Annotated in this window: 17 protein-coding genes and 1 pseudogene; 12 read left to right on the top strand and 6 right to left on the bottom strand. The window is 33.5% G+C overall.

Going from position 1 to position 21,449, the window contains the following annotated elements; genetic code table 11:
- Positions 1 to 23 precede the first annotated feature (23 nt).
- Positions 24 to 839: a DUF5694 domain-containing protein gene (locus ACUSJC_RS01475; protein ID WP_449267816.1), complete on the bottom strand. Its 816-nt coding sequence runs from the start codon at positions 837 to 839 to the stop codon at positions 24 to 26.
- A 144-nt stretch (positions 840 to 983) separates the two neighbouring features.
- Between ACUSJC_RS01475 and ACUSJC_RS01470 the strand changes: the two genes are divergently transcribed.
- The gene (locus ACUSJC_RS01470; RefSeq protein ID WP_449267776.1) at positions 984 to 2,015 is read left to right on the top strand and encodes a sensor histidine kinase; all 1,032 of its coding nucleotides are present in this window, start codon (positions 984 to 986) and stop codon (positions 2,013 to 2,015) included.
- A 2-nt stretch (positions 2,016 to 2,017) separates the two neighbouring features.
- On the top strand, positions 2,018 to 2,707 hold the full coding sequence (locus ACUSJC_RS01465) for a LytR/AlgR family response regulator transcription factor (protein WP_449267775.1): 690 nt from the start codon (positions 2,018 to 2,020) through the stop codon (positions 2,705 to 2,707).
- Positions 2,708 to 2,807: 100 nt separating this feature from the next.
- Here the strand turns inward: ACUSJC_RS01465 and ACUSJC_RS01460 are convergent, their stop codons facing one another.
- Positions 2,808 to 5,141, bottom strand: coding sequence for an ATP-dependent helicase (locus ACUSJC_RS01460; RefSeq protein WP_449267774.1), 2,334 nt, complete (start codon positions 5,139 to 5,141; stop codon positions 2,808 to 2,810).
- A 250-nt stretch (positions 5,142 to 5,391) separates the two neighbouring features.
- On the opposite strand from ACUSJC_RS01460, the gene ACUSJC_RS01455 reads away from it, so the two are divergent.
- Positions 5,392 to 5,913: a DUF7935 family protein gene (locus tag ACUSJC_RS01455; protein WP_449267773.1), complete on the top strand. Its 522-nt coding sequence runs from the start codon at positions 5,392 to 5,394 to the stop codon at positions 5,911 to 5,913.
- Positions 5,914 to 6,121: 208 nt separating this feature from the next.
- Here the strand turns inward: ACUSJC_RS01455 and ACUSJC_RS01450 are convergent, their stop codons facing one another.
- Complete coding sequence (locus ACUSJC_RS01450; RefSeq protein WP_449267772.1) at positions 6,122 to 7,147, bottom strand: threonine aldolase family protein; 1,026 nt, start codon at positions 7,145 to 7,147, stop codon at positions 6,122 to 6,124.
- 150 nt (positions 7,148 to 7,297) lie between these two features.
- On the opposite strand from ACUSJC_RS01450, the gene prfB reads away from it, so the two are divergent.
- A protein-coding gene (prfB, locus tag ACUSJC_RS01445; RefSeq protein ID WP_449267771.1) for a peptide chain release factor 2 occupies positions 7,298 to 8,396 on the top strand; the annotation gives its coding sequence in 2 pieces (ribosomal slippage) (positions 7,298 to 7,360 and positions 7,362 to 8,396; 1,098 coding nt in all).
- Between the two features lie 75 nt (positions 8,397 to 8,471).
- Here prfB and ACUSJC_RS01440 read toward each other — a convergent pair.
- Complete coding sequence (locus tag ACUSJC_RS01440) at positions 8,472 to 9,512, bottom strand: phytase (RefSeq protein ID WP_449267770.1); 1,041 nt, start codon at positions 9,510 to 9,512, stop codon at positions 8,472 to 8,474.
- Between the two features lie 15 nt (positions 9,513 to 9,527).
- Positions 9,528 to 11,867: pseudogene (locus tag ACUSJC_RS01435) on the bottom strand (TonB-dependent receptor); the annotation flags it as partial.
- Positions 11,868 to 12,010: 143 nt separating this feature from the next.
- Between ACUSJC_RS01435 and ACUSJC_RS01430 the strand changes: the two are divergent.
- A complete protein-coding gene (locus ACUSJC_RS01430) occupies positions 12,011 to 13,654 on the top strand; it encodes an acyl-CoA carboxylase subunit beta (protein ID WP_449267769.1) in 1,644 nt (547 codons plus the stop codon).
- Between the two features lie 29 nt (positions 13,655 to 13,683).
- Entirely contained in the window at positions 13,684 to 14,121 is a 438-nt protein-coding gene (locus ACUSJC_RS01425; protein ID WP_449267768.1) for a hypothetical protein, read from the top strand.
- A 49-nt stretch (positions 14,122 to 14,170) separates the two neighbouring features.
- On the opposite strand, the gene ACUSJC_RS01420 is transcribed toward ACUSJC_RS01425, so the two are convergent.
- A complete protein-coding gene (locus tag ACUSJC_RS01420; protein ID WP_449267767.1) occupies positions 14,171 to 15,784 on the bottom strand; it encodes a helix-turn-helix domain-containing protein in 1,614 nt (537 codons plus the stop codon).
- Positions 15,785 to 16,301: 517 nt separating this feature from the next.
- On the opposite strand from ACUSJC_RS01420, the gene ACUSJC_RS01415 reads away from it, so the two are divergent.
- The 6 genes from ACUSJC_RS01415 to ACUSJC_RS01390 all read left to right on the top strand — a co-directional run bounded on the left by ACUSJC_RS01415 (position 16,302) and on the right by ACUSJC_RS01390 (position 21,447).
- Positions 16,302 to 16,502, top strand: a complete 201-nt coding sequence (locus tag ACUSJC_RS01415; RefSeq protein WP_449267766.1) for a hypothetical protein — start codon at positions 16,302 to 16,304, stop codon at positions 16,500 to 16,502.
- An 82-nt stretch (positions 16,503 to 16,584) separates the two neighbouring features.
- The gene (locus tag ACUSJC_RS01410; RefSeq protein WP_449267765.1) at positions 16,585 to 18,249 is read left to right on the top strand and encodes a pseudouridine synthase; all 1,665 of its coding nucleotides are present in this window, start codon (positions 16,585 to 16,587) and stop codon (positions 18,247 to 18,249) included.
- A gap of 157 nt (positions 18,250 to 18,406) precedes the next feature.
- Positions 18,407 to 18,874, top strand: coding sequence for a hypothetical protein (locus tag ACUSJC_RS01405; protein ID WP_449267764.1), 468 nt, complete (start codon positions 18,407 to 18,409; stop codon positions 18,872 to 18,874).
- Between the two features lie 96 nt (positions 18,875 to 18,970).
- Positions 18,971 to 19,111 carry a hypothetical protein gene (locus ACUSJC_RS01400; protein WP_449267763.1) on the top strand — a complete coding sequence of 47 codons (141 nt, stop codon included), beginning with the start codon at positions 18,971 to 18,973 and terminating at the stop codon, positions 19,109 to 19,111.
- A 182-nt stretch (positions 19,112 to 19,293) separates the two neighbouring features.
- Positions 19,294 to 20,925, top strand: a complete 1,632-nt coding sequence (locus ACUSJC_RS01395) for a M1 family metallopeptidase (protein ID WP_449267762.1) — start codon at positions 19,294 to 19,296, stop codon at positions 20,923 to 20,925.
- Positions 20,926 to 21,024: 99 nt separating this feature from the next.
- The gene (locus tag ACUSJC_RS01390) at positions 21,025 to 21,447 is read left to right on the top strand and encodes a DoxX family protein (protein WP_449267761.1); all 423 of its coding nucleotides are present in this window, start codon (positions 21,025 to 21,027) and stop codon (positions 21,445 to 21,447) included.
- Positions 21,448 to 21,449 lie beyond the last annotated feature (2 nt).

The following is a 21,449-nucleotide window of genomic DNA, read 5'->3' as shown; positions in this document are numbered from 1 at the left end:
GAAATAAAGAAGTCTTTTCCTTTTTATTTTAAATATAAAAACGGATCTACTAATTTGTATTTCGGGCTTCTTTTCATAAAATCATTAAAATAAGCCGTATGTGTTGCTCCCATTAAAATAAAGACTCTATCATTTGCCTTAAACTCAATTTGGTTTAAATTAGAATACATTCTAATGTTTCGGTGATAGAATTTTGCGGCTTCATCGGCGCCTTCAAATTTGTTTTTTGTTGAAACATGTGTCAAAATATCGGCATTGATATTGATCAGAAAATCTAAATATTGAGGATGGTTTTCAACTTTTAATTTCTCCAATAACGGAAGATTATCATAATCCAGTTTTTTCTCTTCTACAGTGATTAATTGAAAATATTTTTCATACGTTTGATCGTTAACTTTATTGGAAATAGAATTAGCAATATTGTAATTGTATCCCATTTTATGATCAATGCCATAAATACGTGTTGCTCCGCTCAAACGTCCCACTTCATACGCTAAAAGTTCAATTTCAGAAGGGTTTTCAAACTTCATTTTCGGGTTTTTCAAATATTCTGTATATTCTTTTTGCAACGCTTCATTAAAAGCAGGTGTTGCTTCTACAATAATAACCGTTGGTTTAAATTCTGCCAGCATTTTTGCTATTTTTCTAACTTCTTCCTGATTTTTTTGATTGTTTTCATCAAAATCTACGGAATTAGCATCAGAAGTAAATCCCATGTGAAACGTACCGAAATTCAGCACCGGAATAGCATCATCAAATTTATCTTTGAAAATAGTTTGCTGTGCTTGAATTTTTGAAATAACCAGAAAAGCGAAAAGAATAATTAATTTGTTCATGATATTATTTTTTAATGTTTGAACCAAAATTGAAACTTATTCTAACTTCTCGCTTTATTTTTTCGATGAACACCCCGTTTTATTCTACAAACACTTTTCTGCTTTAAAAAAGCTCCCTTATTTTTACCAAATGAAAATTCAAACCAAATGAAGCTATTTTCAAAACAAAAAGAAAGTATTGTTCACCTACTCTATTGGATAATATTTGCTATTGGATTCTTTATTATACTCAAACCCGAAAACGACTTTATTTTTGGCTTTGATGATATCTCCATTTTTAGTATAAGCTATTTGATTATAACTGTTTCTACATTTTACATTAATTATTTATTCATTTTAAAGCATTTCTTTGACATTAAGAACCTGAGCAAATTTTTAATAGGATTGTTTTTGATTTATACTTATTTCATTACTCTTCGCTATTTAATGGAAGAAGTTTTATTTTTGCACTTGTTCGGAATCGGGAACTATTCTGAAGGAACCAGCATTCCCTATTATATTTTTGATAATTTGCATTGGGCTTCTACCCCTATTTTTTCCAGTACAATCATTTGGATTGTCATTAATTTTATCAGAACGCTGCAAAGAGAAGTTATTCTAAATGAAGAAATGAAAAAAGCAGAAATTCAGTTTTTAAAATCGCAAATCAATCCACATTTCATTTTTAATACACTTAATAATATCTACTCTATGGTTTTTAGAAAATCGGAACAAGCTTTACCTGCGCTAGAAAAATTGAGTGAGATTATGCGTTTTACCACTTATGAAACCCAAAAAAAGCAAATTCCTATTAGCAGTGAATTGAATTACATTGAAAGCTATATTGACTTGGAAAAAATCAGAAATACTAAAGATATCTATATCAATCTAAATTTGGAAGTACAAGATAAAAACCAAATGATTCCTCCTTATTTATTGCTTCCGTTTATTGAAAATGGTATCAAACACGGTATTTTAGATGATGTGGAAAATCCTGTTGTGTTCTCCATTCAATCCAATAACAAAAAACTTATTGTTGAAATGGAAAACCAAATTAATAAAAAACTGAAAGATACACATTCCGGTATCGGTTTAGCAAATCTTGAAAAACGTTTGGAGTATTATTATCCTGATCGTCATTCATTTAGAATAACAAATAATGGAATAACATTTAAAAGTTATCTTGAAATACAGTTATAGTCATGAAAAAAATAAAATGTATAATCCTTGATGACGAACCATTAGCTGTGGAACTTTTAAAAAGTTATGCTACTAAACAATTGCTACTAGAAATCGTTTTAGCAACAACTGATGTGTTTGAAGTTATTGAATATCTTCAGCAACAAACTGTTGATTTAATTTTTATTGACATTCAAATGCCGGAATTATCCGGAATACAACTGATGCAAATGTTTAATAAAGATCATTACTTCATTGTAACTACTGCTTATGCAGACTATGCCTTAGAAAGCTATGATTACCGTGTAATTGACTATCTACTCAAACCCGTCAGTTTTGACAAATTTCATAAATCGATACAGAAATTCACTGATTTTGTTACTTTGGAAACCAATACCAATAAGCATTTATTTGTGAAAGTGGATGGACGACAAGTAAAAATTAACCCAAAAGATATTATTTTCATCGAAGGTCTTAGCGATTACATTCGAATTCATTTACCAGATGAGCGCTTGATTGTTTTAGATAATTTAAAAGATTTTATCCATAAACTTCCTTCAAAGGAATTCATGAGGATTCATAAATCGTATATCATACAACTTGATAAAATAAAATCAATTGACGGCAACCTGATTTATCATGATCTTGGCTCTACTCCTATTGGTGAAACCTTTAAAAATGAAATAAAAAAATGGATTGGAAATAAAGAGTAAATTTTTTAAACATGCCTCCAATTAGAATCCTTTAGAATTAATTCACATTCAAATAGTCAAAATACAAATGAGATTTTCTACATCTTGAAATATGGCTATTTTACCCAATTACGTCTAACTTAGCAAACTTCAGAAGCAATTTTTTCAATCCGCCAACTTCAAATTTAATCTCGGCTTTTCTATCTGCTCCGGCACCTTCCAAATTTACAACTTGTCCTTTTCCAAAACGTTCGTGTATTACAATGTTACCAACAGCTAAATTGTTGTCGAACAAATTTGAATTTCCTTGGGTTTTAATGCCTGAAACCGGTTTTAATTTACGAATGTTCGGTTTTGGCGGATCTTGATCGGTTAAATACTTTGGCGGCGTTCCGTTTACCGGTTTAGCCAAACGCAATTTGGATTTATCTACTTCGCCAAAAATATCTACATCCATCATCGGTTTGTAGCGATACGAAGGATTCGTTTCAATGTTCAAATATTCCAAATAACGCTCGTCTATTTCTTCAATAAAACGAGAAGGTTCGCTATCCACTAATTTTCCCCAACGATAACGCGATTGTGCATAGGTCAAATACGCTTGATGTTCTGCTCGTGTTAAAGCCACATAAAACAAACGACGCTCTTCTTCCAATTCGCTACGGGTATTTAAACTCATAGCACTTGGAAACAAATCTTCTTCTAAACCAACAATAAACACATGCGGAAACTCTAATCCTTTAGCCAAGTGAATGGTCATTAAAGCCACACGGTCATCGTCTCCGGTATCTTTATCTAAATCGGTTGCTAGAGCTACATCTTCCAAGAATTCAGATAATGCACCACGAGCTCCGTCGACTTCTCGTTGTCCTTCGGTAAAATCTTTGATACCGTTTAGCAACTCTTCAATATTTTCAATGCGGGCAATACCTTCCGGTGTGCCGTCTTTTTTCAATTCCTGAACTAAACCTGTTTTTTTAGTCACATGTTCGGTTAAATAAAAAGCATCCTGATTTTCATTAATCACCTGAAAGCTTTTTATCATCGTCACAAAATCCTGAAGTTTTGCTTTGGTTCCCGAATTCAATCGCAAATCGATTTTATCGATATGTTCCATTACTTCAAAAATAGAACGCTTGTAATGATTGGCTGCAACAGTTAACTTTTCAACAGTAGTATCTCCAATTCCACGCGCCGGATAATTGATCACACGAACTAGCGCTTCTTCATCTTTTGGATTGATAACCAAACGCAAATACGCCAAAACATCTTTGATCTCTTTTCGTTGATAGAAAGACAAACCACCATAAATACGATACGGAATATCGCGTTTACGCAACGCATCTTCAATAGAACGCGATTGTGCATTGGTTCTGTACAACACCGCAAAACTAGAATTGGGTAACTGATTTTGCATTTTTTGCTCAAAAATGGTCGACGCCACAAAACGCCCTTCTTCCCCATCGGTTAAACTACGATGCACTTTGATCTTCGGTCCGTCTTCATTATCGGTCCAAACTACTTTTTCCAGTTTAGTTTTATTCTTATCAATGATATTATTTGCGGCTTCTACAATATTTCGAGACGAACGGTAATTTTGTTCCAAACGGTACATTTTAACGCCATCATAATCTTTTTGAAAATTTAAAATATTGTTGATGTTTGCTCCGCGGAACGCATAAATACTCTGCGCATCATCGCCCACCACACAAATATTCTGAAATCTGTCGGAAAGTGCTCGAACAATTAAATACTGTGAATGATTAGTATCTTGGTACTCATCTACCAGAATATAACGGAAACGGTCTTGGTATTTGGCTAAAACATCGGGAAAGCGATTCAATAACTCATTAGTCTTTAACAACAAATCATCAAAATCCATAGCACCCGATTTAAAACAACGATCGACGTAATTTTGGTAAATTTCGCCCAAACGTGGCTTTTTACTCATGGCATCGGCTTCTTGAAGTTCGGGATTGTTGAAATAGGCACGAACAGTAATCAGTGAGTTTTTGTATTGCGAAATGCGACCTAAGACTTGCTTGGGTTTATATACATCTCTATCCAATTGCATTTCTTTGATAATTGAACCAATCAAACGCACAGAATCTTGCGTGTCATAAATCGTGAAATTAGACGGATAGCCCAATTTATCGGCTTCGATACGTAAGATTTTAGCAAAAACCGAGTGGAAGGTTCCCATCCAAAGGTTTTTAGCCTCGTTGCTTCCCACAATGCTGGCAATACGCATCTTCATTTCACGAGCTGCTTTGTTGGTAAAGGTTAAAGCTAAAATATTAAAAGCATCAACTCCTTGATTCATTAGATAAGCAATACGTATCGTCAGTACACGCGTTTTACCCGATCCTGCGCCTGCGATAACAATCATAGGGCCGTCTTTTTGTAATACCGGTGCGCGTTGCGCTTCATTCAGTTGATCTATATACTGTTGCATAGTTCTCTTTCAAAGTTGTAACTAAACTACAAAAATACGCTATTCGGTAGCAATAGCAAAACGCAATTTTGAAATAATAAAGTGTTTTTTTAACTGAGGAAAATTGAAGCACTGATGTGGGAATTGAATTTGGATTTTGCAAAAGTTTAGCTTTAATTTGCAGTAGTTAAATAGCCCTGATAGAGCCATTGTTGGAGCTCTCCTGACCCAAGGGAAGCGACTGGCGAAAGCAGGATAAAGCTTCAAAAAAATGAATACAGACAAAATTTTAGAACTTGCTGCTTATACGCTTCCGGCTTTGATTACCGGCGGAACGGCTTTTATTTTACTTCAAAAGTTTTTTAACAATGAGGAGAACAAAAGACGTTTTGAATTATTGAAAGAAAATCAGAAACAATCGTTACCGATTCGTTTGCAAGCTTACGAACGTTTGGTTTTGTTCTTAGAACGAATTAATCCGGTGCAATTGTTGTTGCGAGTTCCCGGAACAGGATTAAACCCGCAAAGTTATGCAACGCTTTTAGTACACAGCATACAAACGGAATATGAGCACAATATTACGCAACAAATTTATGTTTCGGAAGAAGCTTGGAACACGGTTTTAAAAGCTAAAAACGGAATTATTGTTTTGATCAGAAATAAGTCGATCACTGAGGGAATTACGAATGCCGACGAAATGCGTCAAGCGATTTTAACGGAATTAATGGAAAGTGATTCGGTTAGTGATATTGCGATTGCTTTTATAAAAGAGGAATTGAAGAAAGTGTTTTAATACAAAAATCCCAATTGAATGATTGGGATTTTTATTGTTTTTAGTTATTTCGAATTACGTGGGCTACTCCTGTAATTATTCTATTTGGATTGTTTTAGTCAATATAATTGCCATAGAAACTTATATCAATATAATCACCAACTACTCCAAATTAGTTATAATATTTTTATATTAAGAAATATCGTAAAATTTCTGTTTTCACTTTTCATTACAATTCAAACTTCGCTAAAACTTCCATGACATAATCGTGCATCACTTGGCGGTAATCTAAATGGGTTACCAAGCGTAATTTTCCTTGTCCCATGGAGCTCATCAAAATATTTTTCAGTTTCATTTTTTCGATAAACACCTTCTCATTAATATACGGTTTCAGCGTAAAAATCACAATATTCGTTTCGGCAGGTTCAACCGTTAAAACCCAATCTTTTTGTGCTAAAATGGTAGCCAAATCTTTTGCTCTTTCATGATCTTTTGCTAAACGCTCCACATTATTTTGAATCGCATACAATCCAGCAGCGGCTAAATATCCGGCTTGTCTCATGTTTCCACCAAATAGCTTACGTACTCGCATTGCTTTTTTCATGTCTTCAGCACTTCCTACTAAAACAGAACCCACCGGTGCACCTAATCCTTTGGACAAACAAACCGAGATTGTGTCAAATAGTTGCCCAAATTGTTTGGGGTGCTGATTTTTGGCTACCATAGCATTCCACAAGCGAGCACCATCTAAATGATATTTCAATCCGTTAGCGTTACAAACCTCTTTAATGGCTTGTAATTCTGTTAATTCGTAACACGCTCCACCTCCTTTATTCGTCGTATTTTCTAAACTCACTAATCGTGTGATAGGCGCATGATAAAATTCAGGATCATTGATAACTTCTTTCACTTGCTGGGCGGTAATTTTTCCTCTGCTTCCGTCAACCAAATGACATGAAACACCACTATTCGCTGCTACTCCACCACCTTCATACAAAAAAATATGCGCCCATTTATCGCAAATAACCTCATCACCAGGTTTAGTATGCAATCGAATAGCCGTTTGATTAGCCATGGTTCCACTCGGAAAAAACAAAGCCACCTCTTTACCAAACAACTCTGCCGTATAGCGCTCCAACTCATTAACCGTAGGGTCTTGCTTAAAAACATCATCACCCACTTGAGCTTTAAACATTGCTTCAACCATTTCGGGCGTAGGCTTGGTTACAGTATCGCTAATTAAATTTATTTCCATATCTAAAATAGATGTCTTACTTTTGAGTTTTAATTTTTGAAGCTATTTCCCGCTATCCGCTTTATCTTTTTGTTCCTTCGAGCGGAGTAAATAACAAAAAGGATATCGCTTCTATCGGGGCTAATTCATTTAAACAAAACTACAACAAATATGGTAAACACAGAACAGGTTAAGGATATTATTGATCGCCTTGGTGCGTTAAGGAGGTATCTTTGACATCGATAAGAAATTAATCGAAATTACAAACGAAGAAGAAAAAACTTTAGCTCCCGGTTTTTGGGACAAACCCAAAGAAGCCGAAAAAATTGTACGCGAAATCCGTTCTAAAAAGAAATGGGTTGACGATTACACTAAAGGAGTTGACATGGCTGATGAGCTTCAAATTATGTTAGATTTCCTTAAAGAAGGAGAAATTTCAGAAGAAGAGGTCGATGAGTTGTATCACAAAACCATTGCTCATATCGAAGATATTGAGTTCCGCAATATGCTTTCTGACGAAGCGGATAGCATGAGTGCTGTATTGCAAATTACGGCCGGTGCCGGTGGAACCGAAAGTTGTGACTGGGCTTCTATGTTAATGCGTATGTATTTAATGTGGGGCGAAAAACAAGGGTACAAAATCAAGGAATTGAACTTTCAAGAAGGCGATGTTGCCGGTATAAAAACAGTTACTTTAGAATTTGAGGGTGATTTTGCTTTTGGGTATTTAAAAGGTGAAAACGGAGTGCATCGTTTGGTGCGCATTTCTCCTTTTGACAGTAATGCCAAACGTCACACGTCTTTCGTTTCGGTATACGTTTATCCATTGGTTGACGACACTATTGAAATTGTAGTCAATCCGTCTGATATTGAGATTACAACCGCTCGTTCAAGTGGTGCCGGCGGACAAAATGTAAATAAAGTGGAAACCAAAGTACAATTGGTTCACAAACCTACCGGAATTCAAATTCAATGTTCGGAAACGCGTTCGCAACATGACAACCGTGAACGTGCGATGCAAATGTTAAAGTCCCAATTGTATGAAATTGAGATGAAAAAACGTTTGGAACAACGCGCCGATATTGAAGCCGGAAAAATGAAAATTGAATGGGGTTCGCAAATTCGTAACTATGTAATGCATCCTTACAAATTAGTAAAAGATGTTCGTTCAGGTTATGAAAGCAGCGATATTGATGCCGTAATGAATGGTGAAATTGACGAATTCTTGAAAGCCTATCTGATGATGATGGGACAAAAAGATGAAGAATAATAAAAAAGGGCTTTTTTTAAAAGCCCTTTTTTGGTAATTAACTTTAAAAAAATAATAACACAAATTTTCTTTTTATTATTGAGTTACCGATTTCTCAATTTCATCTAAGATTCTTCCGAAATCGTAGAAATAAAACTCTTTAGAATCGTTCATAGCTACAAATAAACCTCTAGGATAATTGGCTCCTAAATTAACCGTTACTACATCGCAACCATCCGTTTCAACAGTAGCTAAATTTATCGCTTTGATGAAATCATTGGTTTCACGATCAAACACATTAAAAGTTCCTCTTTGCTGATCAGAAACAATGATATAACCACCTTTTGCTGATGTTTTTGCAATGGCAATTCCTTCGATGTCGCTTAAAAATTTATCTTGTCCGAAAACAGACAACTCTTGGTTTCCTTTGGAAGGTTCGGCATAATATTTATGAACTCCAAACTGTTCATCTGAATAATAAATATATCCGTTTTCAGCATCTACAGCAATGGCTTCAATTTCTTTTTTCCCATTGAATTTTCCAAATTTTCGAACCAAAACGGCTTGTAAACCAGTTCCCGTTGGTTGTAATTCATATTGATACAAATAGCCTTCTGCCGGACCGTCTTTTCTTCCTACAACAGCATATACTTTATTATCTACTGGCGATTTATACAAGGCTATTCCCATGGGCCATTTGTAGGCTTCATTGGTTTCATCTTCAAAAACTTTGAATCCGCCATTATCTAAAGGTTGCATATCAGGAACCGAAAATACTCTGATTTGTTGTCTTTCTCTTTCGGTAAAGGCAATAATGTCAACTACAACTGAATCGTTTACCGAAACTTGGTAAACCAAATCAACATTATTAGGTCTTTTCATGTCAAGAAGCGTTTTTTCTTTGATGATTTTACCTTGTAAATCAAAGGCATAAATACCTCCGCTAGTTTCTTTATCGGTTCCAAAAACAATACTTTCAGCCGGATTATTCGGGTTTACCCAAATTGCAGGATCATCAGTATCATTTATTGTTTTTTCGGTAATAACATTAGGTGTGATAGGCGTTAAATCAGACTGAGTTTTGCAGCCCACAGCTAAGATTGCTGAAACTAAGCTTGTTAAATAAATTCTTTTCATTGTAAAAATTAGTTCTTAATATAAATCGTATTTGATACCGAATGTTAAACGTCTTCCATAGTATTCTACCTGTTGTGTATATTGACTCGACGACTGGTAATAACGTAAAGGTTGATCGGTAATATTTTTTAACTCGGCGTATAATCTTAAATTTTTTGACAAAGTTACACCTAAATTAAAATCTAAGAAAAACTGTTGGTCATAATAACGATCTTCAAATTTATTTCCTCCGATCTCATCAATATAAGCATCTGAGAAATTAGCCGATAAGCGAGCATTGAAATATTTATGATTGTATCCTAATGAACCGTTGAACATATTAGGTGAAGTATTGGGTAAATCCAGATCGTCACGCTCTTCCCCATCTTCGTTACGAATACCTTTTGCATCAGAAGTCAAATAGGTATAATTTAAATAAATATTGAAGTTTTTAGCAAAACCAGGTAGGAAGTCTAAATTTCTTTGGAACGAAACTTCTGCTCCAAAAATAGAAGCTTTGTCTCCGTTTAGTGGCTGATACACTCTGTATCCCGCTGTTCCTGTTCCATATAAATCGGTATCAATTTCTGTTTGGTATCGGTAAATGAAGTCACTGATGTCTTTATAAAACAACCCTCCGGAAACTAAACCTACACTTTTAAAGTAGTATTCTCCTATCAAATCAAAGTTGGTTGATGTTGTTGGTTTTAAATCGGGATTACCTACATAGATTTCTTCATCAGAAGTTACCACGTCTAAACTTGGAATTAAATCCACATAATTTGGTCTTGATAATGTATTAGTTACTGCAAAACGAATTACTGCATTATCATTTGGTGTATATTTAAAGTGGACACTTGGTAAAACATTGATATAATTGTTTTTATCCGTAATAGTCCCTACTAATTCTTCTTCATCCTCAATCCTGTTTCCGGTTGCTTCTAATGAAGTATTTTCTACTCTTACCCCAAGCATTAATCCTAATTTATTAGTGATTTGTTGGGTCGTCATTACATAACCTGCCCAAACATTCTCTTTTACATCAAAATTGGCTCTTAAAAACTCATCCGGAACCGATTCTCCGTTAACCAAATTTAATGAACCTAACCAATCTGCACTCGCATAACTTCCTAATTGGTATTGGCTTCCCGGTAAAAAATCTGAATTGGTGTAATCTTTTAAACCTGTTAAATTCATTGTTGCATAAGCATCTTCTAAATCGTATTCAAAGAAATTATTTGCTCTGTTTTTGTTTTTAAAACGTGCTTTTGTTCCAAATTTTACCGTTCCGTTTCCGTTTCCAAAGAAATCAGCCGGAACTTCAAAATTAACTAAGGCATTAATGTCTTTTTCTTCTGTATATTGATATTGTTCTGTAATTTCATCATATTCAAAATTTCCGTAATTCACTTCATCTGCCGGATTTACCGCATACATTCTTGGGAATTCTGAATCGGTATTGTCATTAAATACATTATATTCTGACTGGAAACTTGCGTATCTTTCGTTTTTACGTTCTTCTGAAGCTTTAGCAAAAGAAACCATCCAATCCGTTTTTATTGTTCCTAGTAAATGCTTTCCTCCTAATGAATAATTTTGCATTCTTTGGTCTTCCAAACGGCGGCTTTTATTTCTGTTGTTGTTGATACCTCCTTTAGTTTCACGCTTTATTTCGGCAGGAAAACTTGTTAAATTTCCGTTCGTAATAGTAAAATCTCCGGCTTCAATATCTTCTCCGTCTAAGATCTCATATTTGGTACGGTAACGATTTTCTCTATCATCACGCCAGTTGTACATCGATTTAAAATACAATTCGTTATTAGGATTGAATTGGTAATCAAAATTCAAAGCAAAACTTCTACGAACTCTTTGTACCAAATATTTACGTGTTTCAAAACTTTTGGTATACGGATTGACGTCTACTTCTTCTAAAATAGGTTCGCCATCACCATCAATTGCTCCTGTGTTGTATTCAAATTTATCGTCCCATTCTGCTTCAATATTATCAGAACCGAAATCGGTATCGTTAATAGAAGCGGAAGCCATCCAACCGAATTTTTTGTTTTTAGAACGATCACCCACTAAAAACGATCCGTTTAAAATTCGTTTATCGGTAATAAAACTAACTCCCGATCCTAGAGTTGTTGATAAGCGAAATTTCTGCGGAGCAGTTGCTGTAATCAAATTGACAGAACCTCCCAATGCATCTCCGTCCATATCGGGTGTAATGGTTTTATTTACTTCAATGGTTTGAATCATATCTGACGGAATTAAGTCCATTTGAACATTACGATTATCTCCTTCAGCAGAAGGAATTCTACTTCCGTTTAAAGTAACTGAGTTCAATTGAGGCGATAAACCGCGAACAATAAGGTTAACAAGTGGTTACTTTTAAGTTATTTTCATAACTTTTAGTACACTTTTTTTATTTAAAAAATTATCACTCTATTTTGGTTTTTATAATTGAAAATTCATTCTCTTTTCTTATTTTAGCGCATACTTTTTAGATTTCGCAAAAAATGAATATAAATTTTAACAAAAACGAAGATTTCAATAAACTTTTAGTTTCTGATTTAAGAAGCAAATTTGCCAAGGTAAAATTAGGTGGAGGCCAAAAACGTATTGAGAAATTACACGAAGAAGGAAAAATGACAGCTCGTGAGCGCATTGACTACTTATTAGACGACAACGCTAAAAGTATCGAAATTGGTACTTTTGCAGGTGAAGGTATGTATCCGGAACATGGTGGTTGTCCTTCTGGCGGCGTTGTAGTTAAAATAGGCTATATCCAAGGAAAGCAATGTATTGTTGTTGCCAATGATGCTACAGTTAAAGCTGGCGCTTGGTTCCCTATTACTGGTAAAAAGAATTTGAGAGCACAGGAAATTGCCATTGAAAACCGATTACCAATTATTTATTTAGTGGATTCTGCCGGAGTGTATTTACCAATGCAAGACGAAATTTTCCCGGATAAAGAACATTTCGGACGTATTTTCCGTAATAATGCGATTATGAGCAGTATGGGAATTACTCAAATTGCTGCCGTTATGGGGAGTTGTGTTGCAGGTGGCGCTTATTTACCCATTATGAGTGATGAAGCACTGATTGTAGACAAAACCGGAAGTATTTTCCTAGCCGGAAGTTATTTGGTAAAAGCTGCTATTGGTGAAAGTATTGATAATGAAACCTTAGGCGGTGCAACTACACATTGTGAAATTTCAGGTGTGACTGATTTTAAAGCGAAAGATGACAAAGACGCATTAGACAGAATTAAATCGGTTGTTGGTAAAATAGGCGATTATGATAAAGCAGGATTTAATAGAATTGAACCCCAAAAACCGGTTGAAAAAGAAGACGAAATTTATGGTATTCTGCCTAAATCTCGTTCCGATCAATATGATATGATGGAAATCATCAAACGATTGGTTGACAATTCTGAATTTGATGAATACAAAGCAGGTTACGGACAAACGATTATTACAGGTTATGCTCGTATTGACGGTTGGGCGGTAGGAATTGTAGCGAACCAACGTAAAATTGTGAAAACAACCGGTGCCAAAACAAAACCCAGCGAAATGCAATTTGGCGGTGTCATCTATTCGGATTCTGCAGATAAAGCCACTCGTTTTATAGCTAATTGTAACCAAAAGAAAATTCCTTTGGTTTTCCTTCAGGATGTTACCGGATTTATGGTAGGAAGCAAATCTGAACATGGCGGAATCATTAAAGATGGTGCTAAAATGGTTAATGCTGTGTCCAATTCGGTTGTTCCAAAATTCACGGTTGTCGTTGGAAATTCGTATGGAGCCGGAAATTATGCTATGTGTGGAAAAGCCTATGATCCACGATTAATATTTGCTTGGCCAAGCGCTGAATTAGCCGTAATGGGTGGCGCTCAAGCGGCAAAAGTATTGCTACAGATTGAAGCCGCTTCGTTAAAAAAATCAGGAGAAGAATTAACTCCGGAAAAAGAAGCCGAACTTTTCAATAAAATCAAAGCCAAATACGATGCACAAGTTTCACCTTATTATGCCGCAGCTCGTTTGTGGACCGATGCTATTATCGATCCGCTAGATACGCGCACATGGATTTCTATGGGAATTGAAGCCGCTAACCACGCTCCTATTGAAAAACAGTTTAATTTAGGTGTAATTCAAGTTTAATTTTTAACCCTATTATTATATTTATTTTGATGAAAAAATTATTGTTTTTAAGCGCAATTTTTGTTTGCGGATTTAGTTTAGCTCAAGAAGTTGAGATAAAAAAAGATAAAGTATTTTTAAATGGCAATGAGTTTTTAAAATACGAAAAAATTAACATTGCAAATCATTCTTTTTATGATATGAATGATAATGAAATTATCAATTTCAGAACATTTAACAATGAAACTCCTGATTACGTTGATGATGATTTTTATGTAATAAACTTTATTGAACAAAAAGCCAAAGTTGAATCAACTGATTTCAGCCGTATTGTATCATTTTTAAACTCTAAAAAATCTTGTGAAAAATTAATTAAATGGATGGTTAAAGATAAAGTTCTCAGAGAAGACGGAACAATTGACGATTCTAAATTGGAAAACCTCATTATGAAATATAATGAAAACATTCAAGACAGAACAACCAGATAATCAAATTTAGAAATATTTAAAAAATCAGTTCTTTTAAGGAACTGATTTTTTAGTTTTTCTCTTTTCGTAAGTTTTCAATAAAGTAAGAAGGTGAAATTCCCATTTTCTTTTTAAAAGCTACGGCAAAAACTTCTCTTGAAGAAAAACCACATATTTCAGCAAGATAACTTATTTTATATTCTCTGGATTTGGGTTCTTCATATAGAAGTTTTGTAATATAATCTATTCTCAGATCATTGATATATTGACTAAACGTTTTGTCTTTGTATATCTTTAGTATTTCATTCAAATATTTAGAATTGGTTCCCAAATAATTTGAAAGATAAGAAAAGCTAACTTCTTGTTTAGTAAACTGATTATTTCTTTCAAATCTATCCAATTTCATAAGTAATGTTTTTGCCATTGCTTCAGACATATTCAATGTCTTTTGAATATTGTCTTCTTTATTAGCTTCTTGGAATACTGATATTTTTTGAGATTCCGCAAGGTTTGCTTTTAGAGTTTCTATAATTTTTTCATACGTTTTATGTAGTCTTCTTTTCTTTTGTTTCCAAACCAACATTCCTATAATAAGAAATGCCAAAATTGAAATACTGATACCAATAATAATTGTCCTAAGCTTTTCGGAATAACTTTTCTCATTCTTTTTAACAATCTGTTTTATCGGTTCTTCTACAGCCTCTTTTTCTATCTTGTTTATACTGTCGTTAAGCTTTGAAAATAAGTCTAGATATTTCTGAGAAATTTGACTTTTTTCTAGCCCTAGATAAGCCTTGGCAAGAACCATATATCCTACTCGCCTTTCGTATGGCATACTATACGATTTCTCAAGTTCAAGCAATCTTTCTCCATATTTTATAGCTTTATCATATTCTCTTTTACCGTTATAAAATTCTAAAAGAGCTTCAAAAAGACTGATTTTAGAATCCGTATCTATTTGATAGTTATCTATTTCTGCATCTTTTAAAGCCGCTGAAAAATATGATTCTGAAAGTTGCAGGTTTCTATTTGGATTACTATTCATGAAATAAAAAATCCCAAGATTTGTATTAATAGAAACCAACAGATTCTTTTTTTTGTTTAACGAAATTTCATCGTTGTTATCTTTTATTTTTTCAATCTCAATTTTACTTTTCTCAAGATAATCTATTGATTTTTCTAAAGAAGTATCTTGATAATAAGGGGCAAGATTGTAATAAATAAATCCAATACTATATAATTTTAAATATTCTTTTTCAATGCGTTTTGCATAAGTTAAAGCCGTTTTATATTGTTTGATAGATTCATCATATAATCCCAAATTATCATATAATGTAGCTCTTGTTGTATATAATGTAGAAAGATTAGAATAATTTTTAAGTTCTAATGCAATTTTTTCTGCTTTTTTAGATATTTCAAGCGCTTTTTTATAGTCATAAATCTGAGCATATTGTAACATTAAATTCTTATAGCAAATTAATTCTGCTAATTGACAATCAGCCAATCTTGAAAGACTAATAGCTTCTTGTAAAACTTTAATAGTCTTTTCTGATTCTCCGGCTTTATTAAATTCAATGGCTTTATCTATTAAAACATCCACTTGTCTGTTTTCCGGGCATGTTATGTTTTGTGAAACGGTCTTAAAACTTAAAAACCAGAAGACAAAAAAAATAAAATTTCGCATAAAGTGTTTTGTTTTTCTAAAAGTCGTTTTCACAAATCTGTATATACAATTACAAAGGAAGAACTCTTTTATAAGACATTGTTGTTTTGATTTGTAAAAATATAAAATATCATATAAATGCTGCTTTTTACATGTGATTAATTACAGAATTACCAATGTATATAAAACAATACAATAAGCTAATTATGAATAAATTAAATATCTTTTTTTAATATTTAAAAATGAAATAATTTGTAACTGAATTATCTCTAAAAAAGACATTGTTTTTACAGAAAATATATCATTTACCTTTTTATAATACTTCTTTTTATTTATAAAATTGTAAGCAATAAAATATCATTTTGACATCAATAATAACTTTTATGTATTTGGGGACTTAGGTACACCAGTAGAGATAATCTTTTCTGCTGTTTAACCTGAGTAATAAAAGAGCATCTCTACAGGTGCTCTTTATAATAAAAGTATAATATTTATTACGCTTATGAATAAGTTTAAAAAACATAATAAAAAGAATATTATGAATCGGACAACAAAATTGTCGGTCTTATTTTTATTCTGCGTATTAGCCAATTCACACTCTAAAAATAACCATCCAAATCACTATCACTCAAAAACTAAAATTCCTGTATATCTACCTCAAAATATTGAAAAAGGACAAAAAGAAAACAGTTATTCCTATTCAGGCTTAGGAGGATTTGGTCCTCATTGGATATTATAGTCAAAATACTAAATTGTTTTTGTAATTTAGCCAAAGATTTAACTGCATTTGGTTAACTCTTTTTATCTTTTTTTACTTTTACATGAAAAAGTCTGAATTTCAGTATTTTAAAACAAATATTTCTCATATTTCTGTTCCCGAAAAATTCACTTTCCCGTTTTATTACGAACCTCATGAATTGAGTAAAATTGCTGCGCAAGAATTGCAAAATTATCTGGAAGCACAATCCGATTTCGATCACAACTTTGGTTTACAGGAAAATCAGGAAGGCTATGTCATCGGAAAAATGTTTGGAGTTTTAGTATGTCAAGATGAAAATGGAAAACTAGGCTATTTATGGGGCGTTTCCGGAAAATTAGCCAATAGCAATCATCACGATAAATTTGTTCCTCCCGTTTTTGATATGCTCACCCAAGATAGTTTTTTCAAACAAGAAGAAGCTATTTTGAATCAATACAACCGAAAAATTGAAAAGCTAGAGCAAAGTGAAAAGTTGGCAAATGCCAGAGAAAAGCTGAAACAAACTGAAATTGAAGCTCAAGCCGATTTACAAAGACAAAAACAACGCATCAAAGATTTAAAAATAGAACGTGATGAAAAGCGTGCTTCTTTTGAAAATTTGTCCCCAACAGCAATTGAGCAATTAGAATTTGAACTTTCGGAAGAAAGTAAAAAGGAAAGTATTTTGCTTAAAAAAATGACTAAATATTGGAATTTAACCGTCGAAAGTCAAAAATCGAAAGTCGAAAGTCTTCAAGCCGAAATTGAAAAATTAAAAGAAGAACGCAAACAAAAATCAAGTGAGTTACAACAACGACTATTTGCCGAATATGCCTTTTTGAATCAAGAACAAAAATTAAAAAGTGTTGGCGAAATCTTCGATAACAATCCCCCAGCCGGTGCCGGTGAATGTGCTGCGCCTAAGTTACTGCATTATGCTTTTCAAAACAACTTAAAACCCATTGCTTTAGCCGAATTTTGGTGGGGACAATCGCCTAAATCAGAAGTGCGCAAACACAAACAGTTTTATCCGGCTTGCAGAAGCAAATGCGAGCCAATTTTGGCACACATGCTTCACGGAATCGAAATGGACGATAATCCGTTATTGGAAAATCCTGCCGAAGGAAAAGACATTGAAATTATTTTTGAAGACGATTATTTAGCCGCAATTCATAAACCTGCGGAGTTTCTTTCGGTTCCCGGAAAAAATATTCGGGATTCGGTTTACGAACGTGTCAAAAAATGCTATCCGGAAGCAACCGGACCGTTAATTGTGCATCGTTTAGATATGTCTACTTCTGGTTTGTTATTAATTGCAAAATCGGAAGAAATTTACATTCAGTTGCAATCGCAGTTTATCAAGCGAACAATCAAAAAGCGCTATGTGGCGTTGTTAGATGGCATTGTAAAACAACCTGAAGGCATTATTACTCTTCCATTGCGAGTGGATTTAGACAATCGCCCGAATCAGTTGGTTTGTTACGAATACGGAAAACACGCCGAAACGCATTTTAAAGTCATTGAAATTAGAAATAAAAAAACACGCATTCACTTCTTCCCTATTACCGGACGAACACATCAATTGCGTGTTCATGCTTCACATAGTTTAGGTTTAAACGCACCCATTGTTGGCGATGATTTATACGGAACCAAAGCAGATCGTTTACATCTTCATGCCGAAGAAATTACGTTTACCCATCCTGTTTCAAAAGAGAAAATGACTATTCTTAAAGAAGCAGAATTTTAAGATTTCACGTCACAGAGTTGAAATGTCTTATTATCGGTTTAAAACTATTACATCCGTAAAATCAGGTATAAAAGCTACAAAAAATCCCTAAAAATAGGTATTGGTTCAACTTTTATTAGTTCATATTTTTGAATTAAAAATATTTCATTAATACTTTATGGAAGGAAAATATACTAAAGCAGGAACTATAATTGGTGGGATAGGTTTAATCATAACTATAGTTGTAACCATAATAGGTTTTGTCCCTAAAACATCAAATGATTTGTCCGGAGAATGGCTAATGACATCTACTATTGAAAAAGCAGATTTAAAAGATTATATAGGAGCAGAAGTTGAATGGAAAATGTACATAACTGAATGTGATAATAAAATTAAAGGTAGCGCTGAAAAAATTAAAATAAACGGTAAAGACTTAGATTATAACCAACGAACTTCATTAGATTTTGAAGGAGTAATTGAAGATGATAACAAATTAGTTATAAATTATATTGAAAATGGTAAACTAAGAAAAACGAATGGTATAATTAAGGCTACTTTCAGTAAAGATAATTTTGAAGGAGTATTTTCTCAAACTGCTTCAAGTGCTAATGGGAAAATTAAAGCTGAAAAAATTATTCCAAACTAACCTTTTACTTAAATTCTGTTTTTTTATGTTTTTCCGTAAAATTCAAGAAAGTTTAATCCATTCTTTTGTTTTTCATAAATTTAAAATATAATACTTATGGAAAAAATGCAAGCAATTAAGCCTGGACCAAAACCTAAAAAAGAAGACGGAACAGATGATCAAAGAAGACGTGTAAATCCTGAGACTAAACCAAAACATCCTACACTAAAACCACATGAACACAAGCCTAAAGATTAATTAGTCTTTTGATTCAACCTTTACAATATCAAGAAATATCATGATATTTCTTGATATTTTTTATTTCAAAACAAATTGTATTTGCTTCTGTAATTAAGGTAAAATCTCTTATTTTTGAAAAAGTATAGTTGTAACATTATTTTATGTTTTTAATACATACTGATTCAAGCAAATATAGTTTCATGAAAAATATAATAGTTCTTTTAGGTTTAAATCTTATCTGTTTTCAAAATGTTATAGCCCAAAACTTCACGCGTAGAGATTCCTTACACGGCGGATTGCGATTGGAACGTACTTCTTTTGATGTCCAACGTTACGATTTGAATATCACTATTAATCCGGATGAAAAAAGTATTGCGGGTTACAACGACATTACTTTTAAAGTAGTGAAACCCACAAAAAAAATTCAATTGGATTTGTTTGACAATATGAAAGTGGATTCTATCGTTTGGAACCACCAAAAACTAAAATATACCAGAGATTTTGATGCCGTTTTTATCGATTTCCCTTCTAAATTGCAACAAAACTCGACTGAAAAAGTACAATTCTATTATTCTGGAAATCCAAAAGTAGCTAAAAATGCACCTTGGGATGGCGGATTTGTTTTCAGTAAAGACGCAAATAAAAAAGATTTCATCGCTGTTGCCGTACAGGGAACCGGAGCTAGTTTGTGGTATCCGGTGAAAGATTCTCAAACTGACGAACCCGATAACGGAGCTTCCATTAAAGTTGCTGTTCCTAATGGCTTAATGGATGTTTCCAATGGGCGATTCTTGGGTTCACAAGATTTAGGAAATGGTTACACACGTTGGGATTGGGAAGTTAAAAATCCGATCAATAATTATGATATTACGGTAAACATTGCCGATTATGTTCATATTCACGATACTTATAATGGCTTAGATTTGGATTATTATGTTTTACGAGAAAATGAGGAAAAAGCCAAGAAACATTTTGAAGACGATGTAAAACCCATGTTTGCCTGTTTTAATGCTAAATTCGGAAATTATCCGTTTTGGGAAGACGGTTACAAATTGGTAGAAACGCCATACTTGGGAATGGAACATCAAAGTGCTGTAGCTTATGGTAATAAATATCGAAAAGGATATTTAGGACGAGATTTATCACGAACTGGTGTTGGAATGGAATTTGATTTTATCATCATTCACGAAACCGGTCACGAATGGTTTGGTAACAGTATTACTAGTAAAGACATTGCCGATATGTGGATTCACGAAGCTTTTACAACCTATAGTGAAACTGTTTTTATTGAATGTCAAAAAGGGTATGAAATAGCGATGAAATACATCAACGGACAAGGATTTAACGTACAAAATGATCGTCCGGTTATTGGGCAATATGGCGTTAATAATGAAGGCAGCGGCGATATGTATTACAAAGGTGCACTATTACTGAACACTTTGCGTCACGTGATAAATGACGATTCCAAATGGTGGACTTTATTATACGATTACAGCGAACATTTTAAAAAGCAAATCATAGATACGGATCAGGTTATTGCGTATTTCAACGAAAAAAGCGGTATGAACCTCACTCCTATTTTCAATCAATATTTAAAAACCACTGAAATTCCTGAATTTGTTTACAAAACGGATGGCGATTATTTTTATTACCGTTGGGCAAACGTAAATCCTGATTTCAACATGCCACTAGACATTGAATATGACAAAAAGAAGGTTCGTTTGTATCCAACAACAGCCGAACAAAAGTTGAAATTGCGTAAACTGAAAAAGTCAAAAAGCTATCAGATTTTCGATAATAAATTCTTTATACAACTAAAAGAGGAAATGTAAGTTATTGATTTTTAAAGGCTATAACTGTAAATTCATCTTAAAACATTTTATTAATTCTTTAATTTTCAGTAATTTAGTAGAAAACAAAAACTAAATAGAATGGCTACAATTAAAGAATTGAACAAATGGGCCAATGCGCACACGTATTACCCTTTGGATTTTGTTCGTGTCCTATTTGGTGCTTTTTTGCTACTTAAGGGAATAACATTTATTACCGAAACAAAGTATCTGCATGATATTTTGAATGCTGCCGGAAATTTTGGTAGCGAAATGTTAATTATTCACTACGTAGCAATGGCTCACATGGTTGGAGGTGTCATGATTGCCATGGGCTTCTTAACAAGATGGTCTGTATGGGTTCAAGCTCCCATATTAGTTTGTGCTTTACTATTAAATTTCATCGGGGAATTTAATATGATGAATTTCATACAAGCTACTGTTGCTTTGGTTTTAGCCGCTTTTTTTATTTTTTATGGTGGCGGAAAGCATTCAGTAGATTACTATTTAAAAATGCAACAATGAGA

The organism is Flavobacterium sp. U410, from assembly GCF_053570605.1.
Note: the sequence above shows the minus strand (reverse complement) of the source record. Positions and strands in the feature narration are given on the sequence as shown.

Excerpts from the sequence above, each read along its gene's own strand:
- ACUSJC_RS01470 (WP_449267776.1), top strand. The coding sequence starts at position 984 with ATGAAGCTATTTTCAAAACAAAAAGAAAGTATTGTTCACCTACTCTAT.
- ACUSJC_RS01465 (WP_449267775.1), top strand. The coding sequence starts at position 2,018 with ATGAAAAAAATAAAATGTATAATCCTTGATGACGAACCATTAGCTGTG.
- ACUSJC_RS01460 (WP_449267774.1), bottom strand. The coding sequence starts at position 5,141 with ATGCAACAGTATATAGATCAACTGAATGAAGCGCAACGCGCACCGGTA.
- ACUSJC_RS01455 (WP_449267773.1), top strand. The coding sequence starts at position 5,392 with ATGAATACAGACAAAATTTTAGAACTTGCTGCTTATACGCTTCCGGCT.
- ACUSJC_RS01450 (WP_449267772.1), bottom strand. The coding sequence starts at position 7,147 with ATGGAAATAAATTTAATTAGCGATACTGTAACCAAGCCTACGCCCGAA.
- ACUSJC_RS01440 (WP_449267770.1), bottom strand. The coding sequence starts at position 9,512 with ATGAAAAGAATTTATTTAACAAGCTTAGTTTCAGCAATCTTAGCTGTG.
- ACUSJC_RS01430 (WP_449267769.1), top strand. The coding sequence starts at position 12,011 with ATGAATATAAATTTTAACAAAAACGAAGATTTCAATAAACTTTTAGTT.
- ACUSJC_RS01425 (WP_449267768.1), top strand. The coding sequence starts at position 13,684 with ATGAAAAAATTATTGTTTTTAAGCGCAATTTTTGTTTGCGGATTTAGT.
- ACUSJC_RS01420 (WP_449267767.1), bottom strand. The coding sequence starts at position 15,784 with ATGCGAAATTTTATTTTTTTTGTCTTCTGGTTTTTAAGTTTTAAGACC.
- ACUSJC_RS01415 (WP_449267766.1), top strand. The coding sequence starts at position 16,302 with ATGAATCGGACAACAAAATTGTCGGTCTTATTTTTATTCTGCGTATTA.
- ACUSJC_RS01410 (WP_449267765.1), top strand. The coding sequence starts at position 16,585 with ATGAAAAAGTCTGAATTTCAGTATTTTAAAACAAATATTTCTCATATT.
- ACUSJC_RS01405 (WP_449267764.1), top strand. The coding sequence starts at position 18,407 with ATGGAAGGAAAATATACTAAAGCAGGAACTATAATTGGTGGGATAGGT.
- ACUSJC_RS01400 (WP_449267763.1), top strand. The coding sequence starts at position 18,971 with ATGGAAAAAATGCAAGCAATTAAGCCTGGACCAAAACCTAAAAAAGAA.
- ACUSJC_RS01395 (WP_449267762.1), top strand. The coding sequence starts at position 19,294 with ATGAAAAATATAATAGTTCTTTTAGGTTTAAATCTTATCTGTTTTCAA.
- ACUSJC_RS01390 (WP_449267761.1), top strand. The coding sequence starts at position 21,025 with ATGGCTACAATTAAAGAATTGAACAAATGGGCCAATGCGCACACGTAT.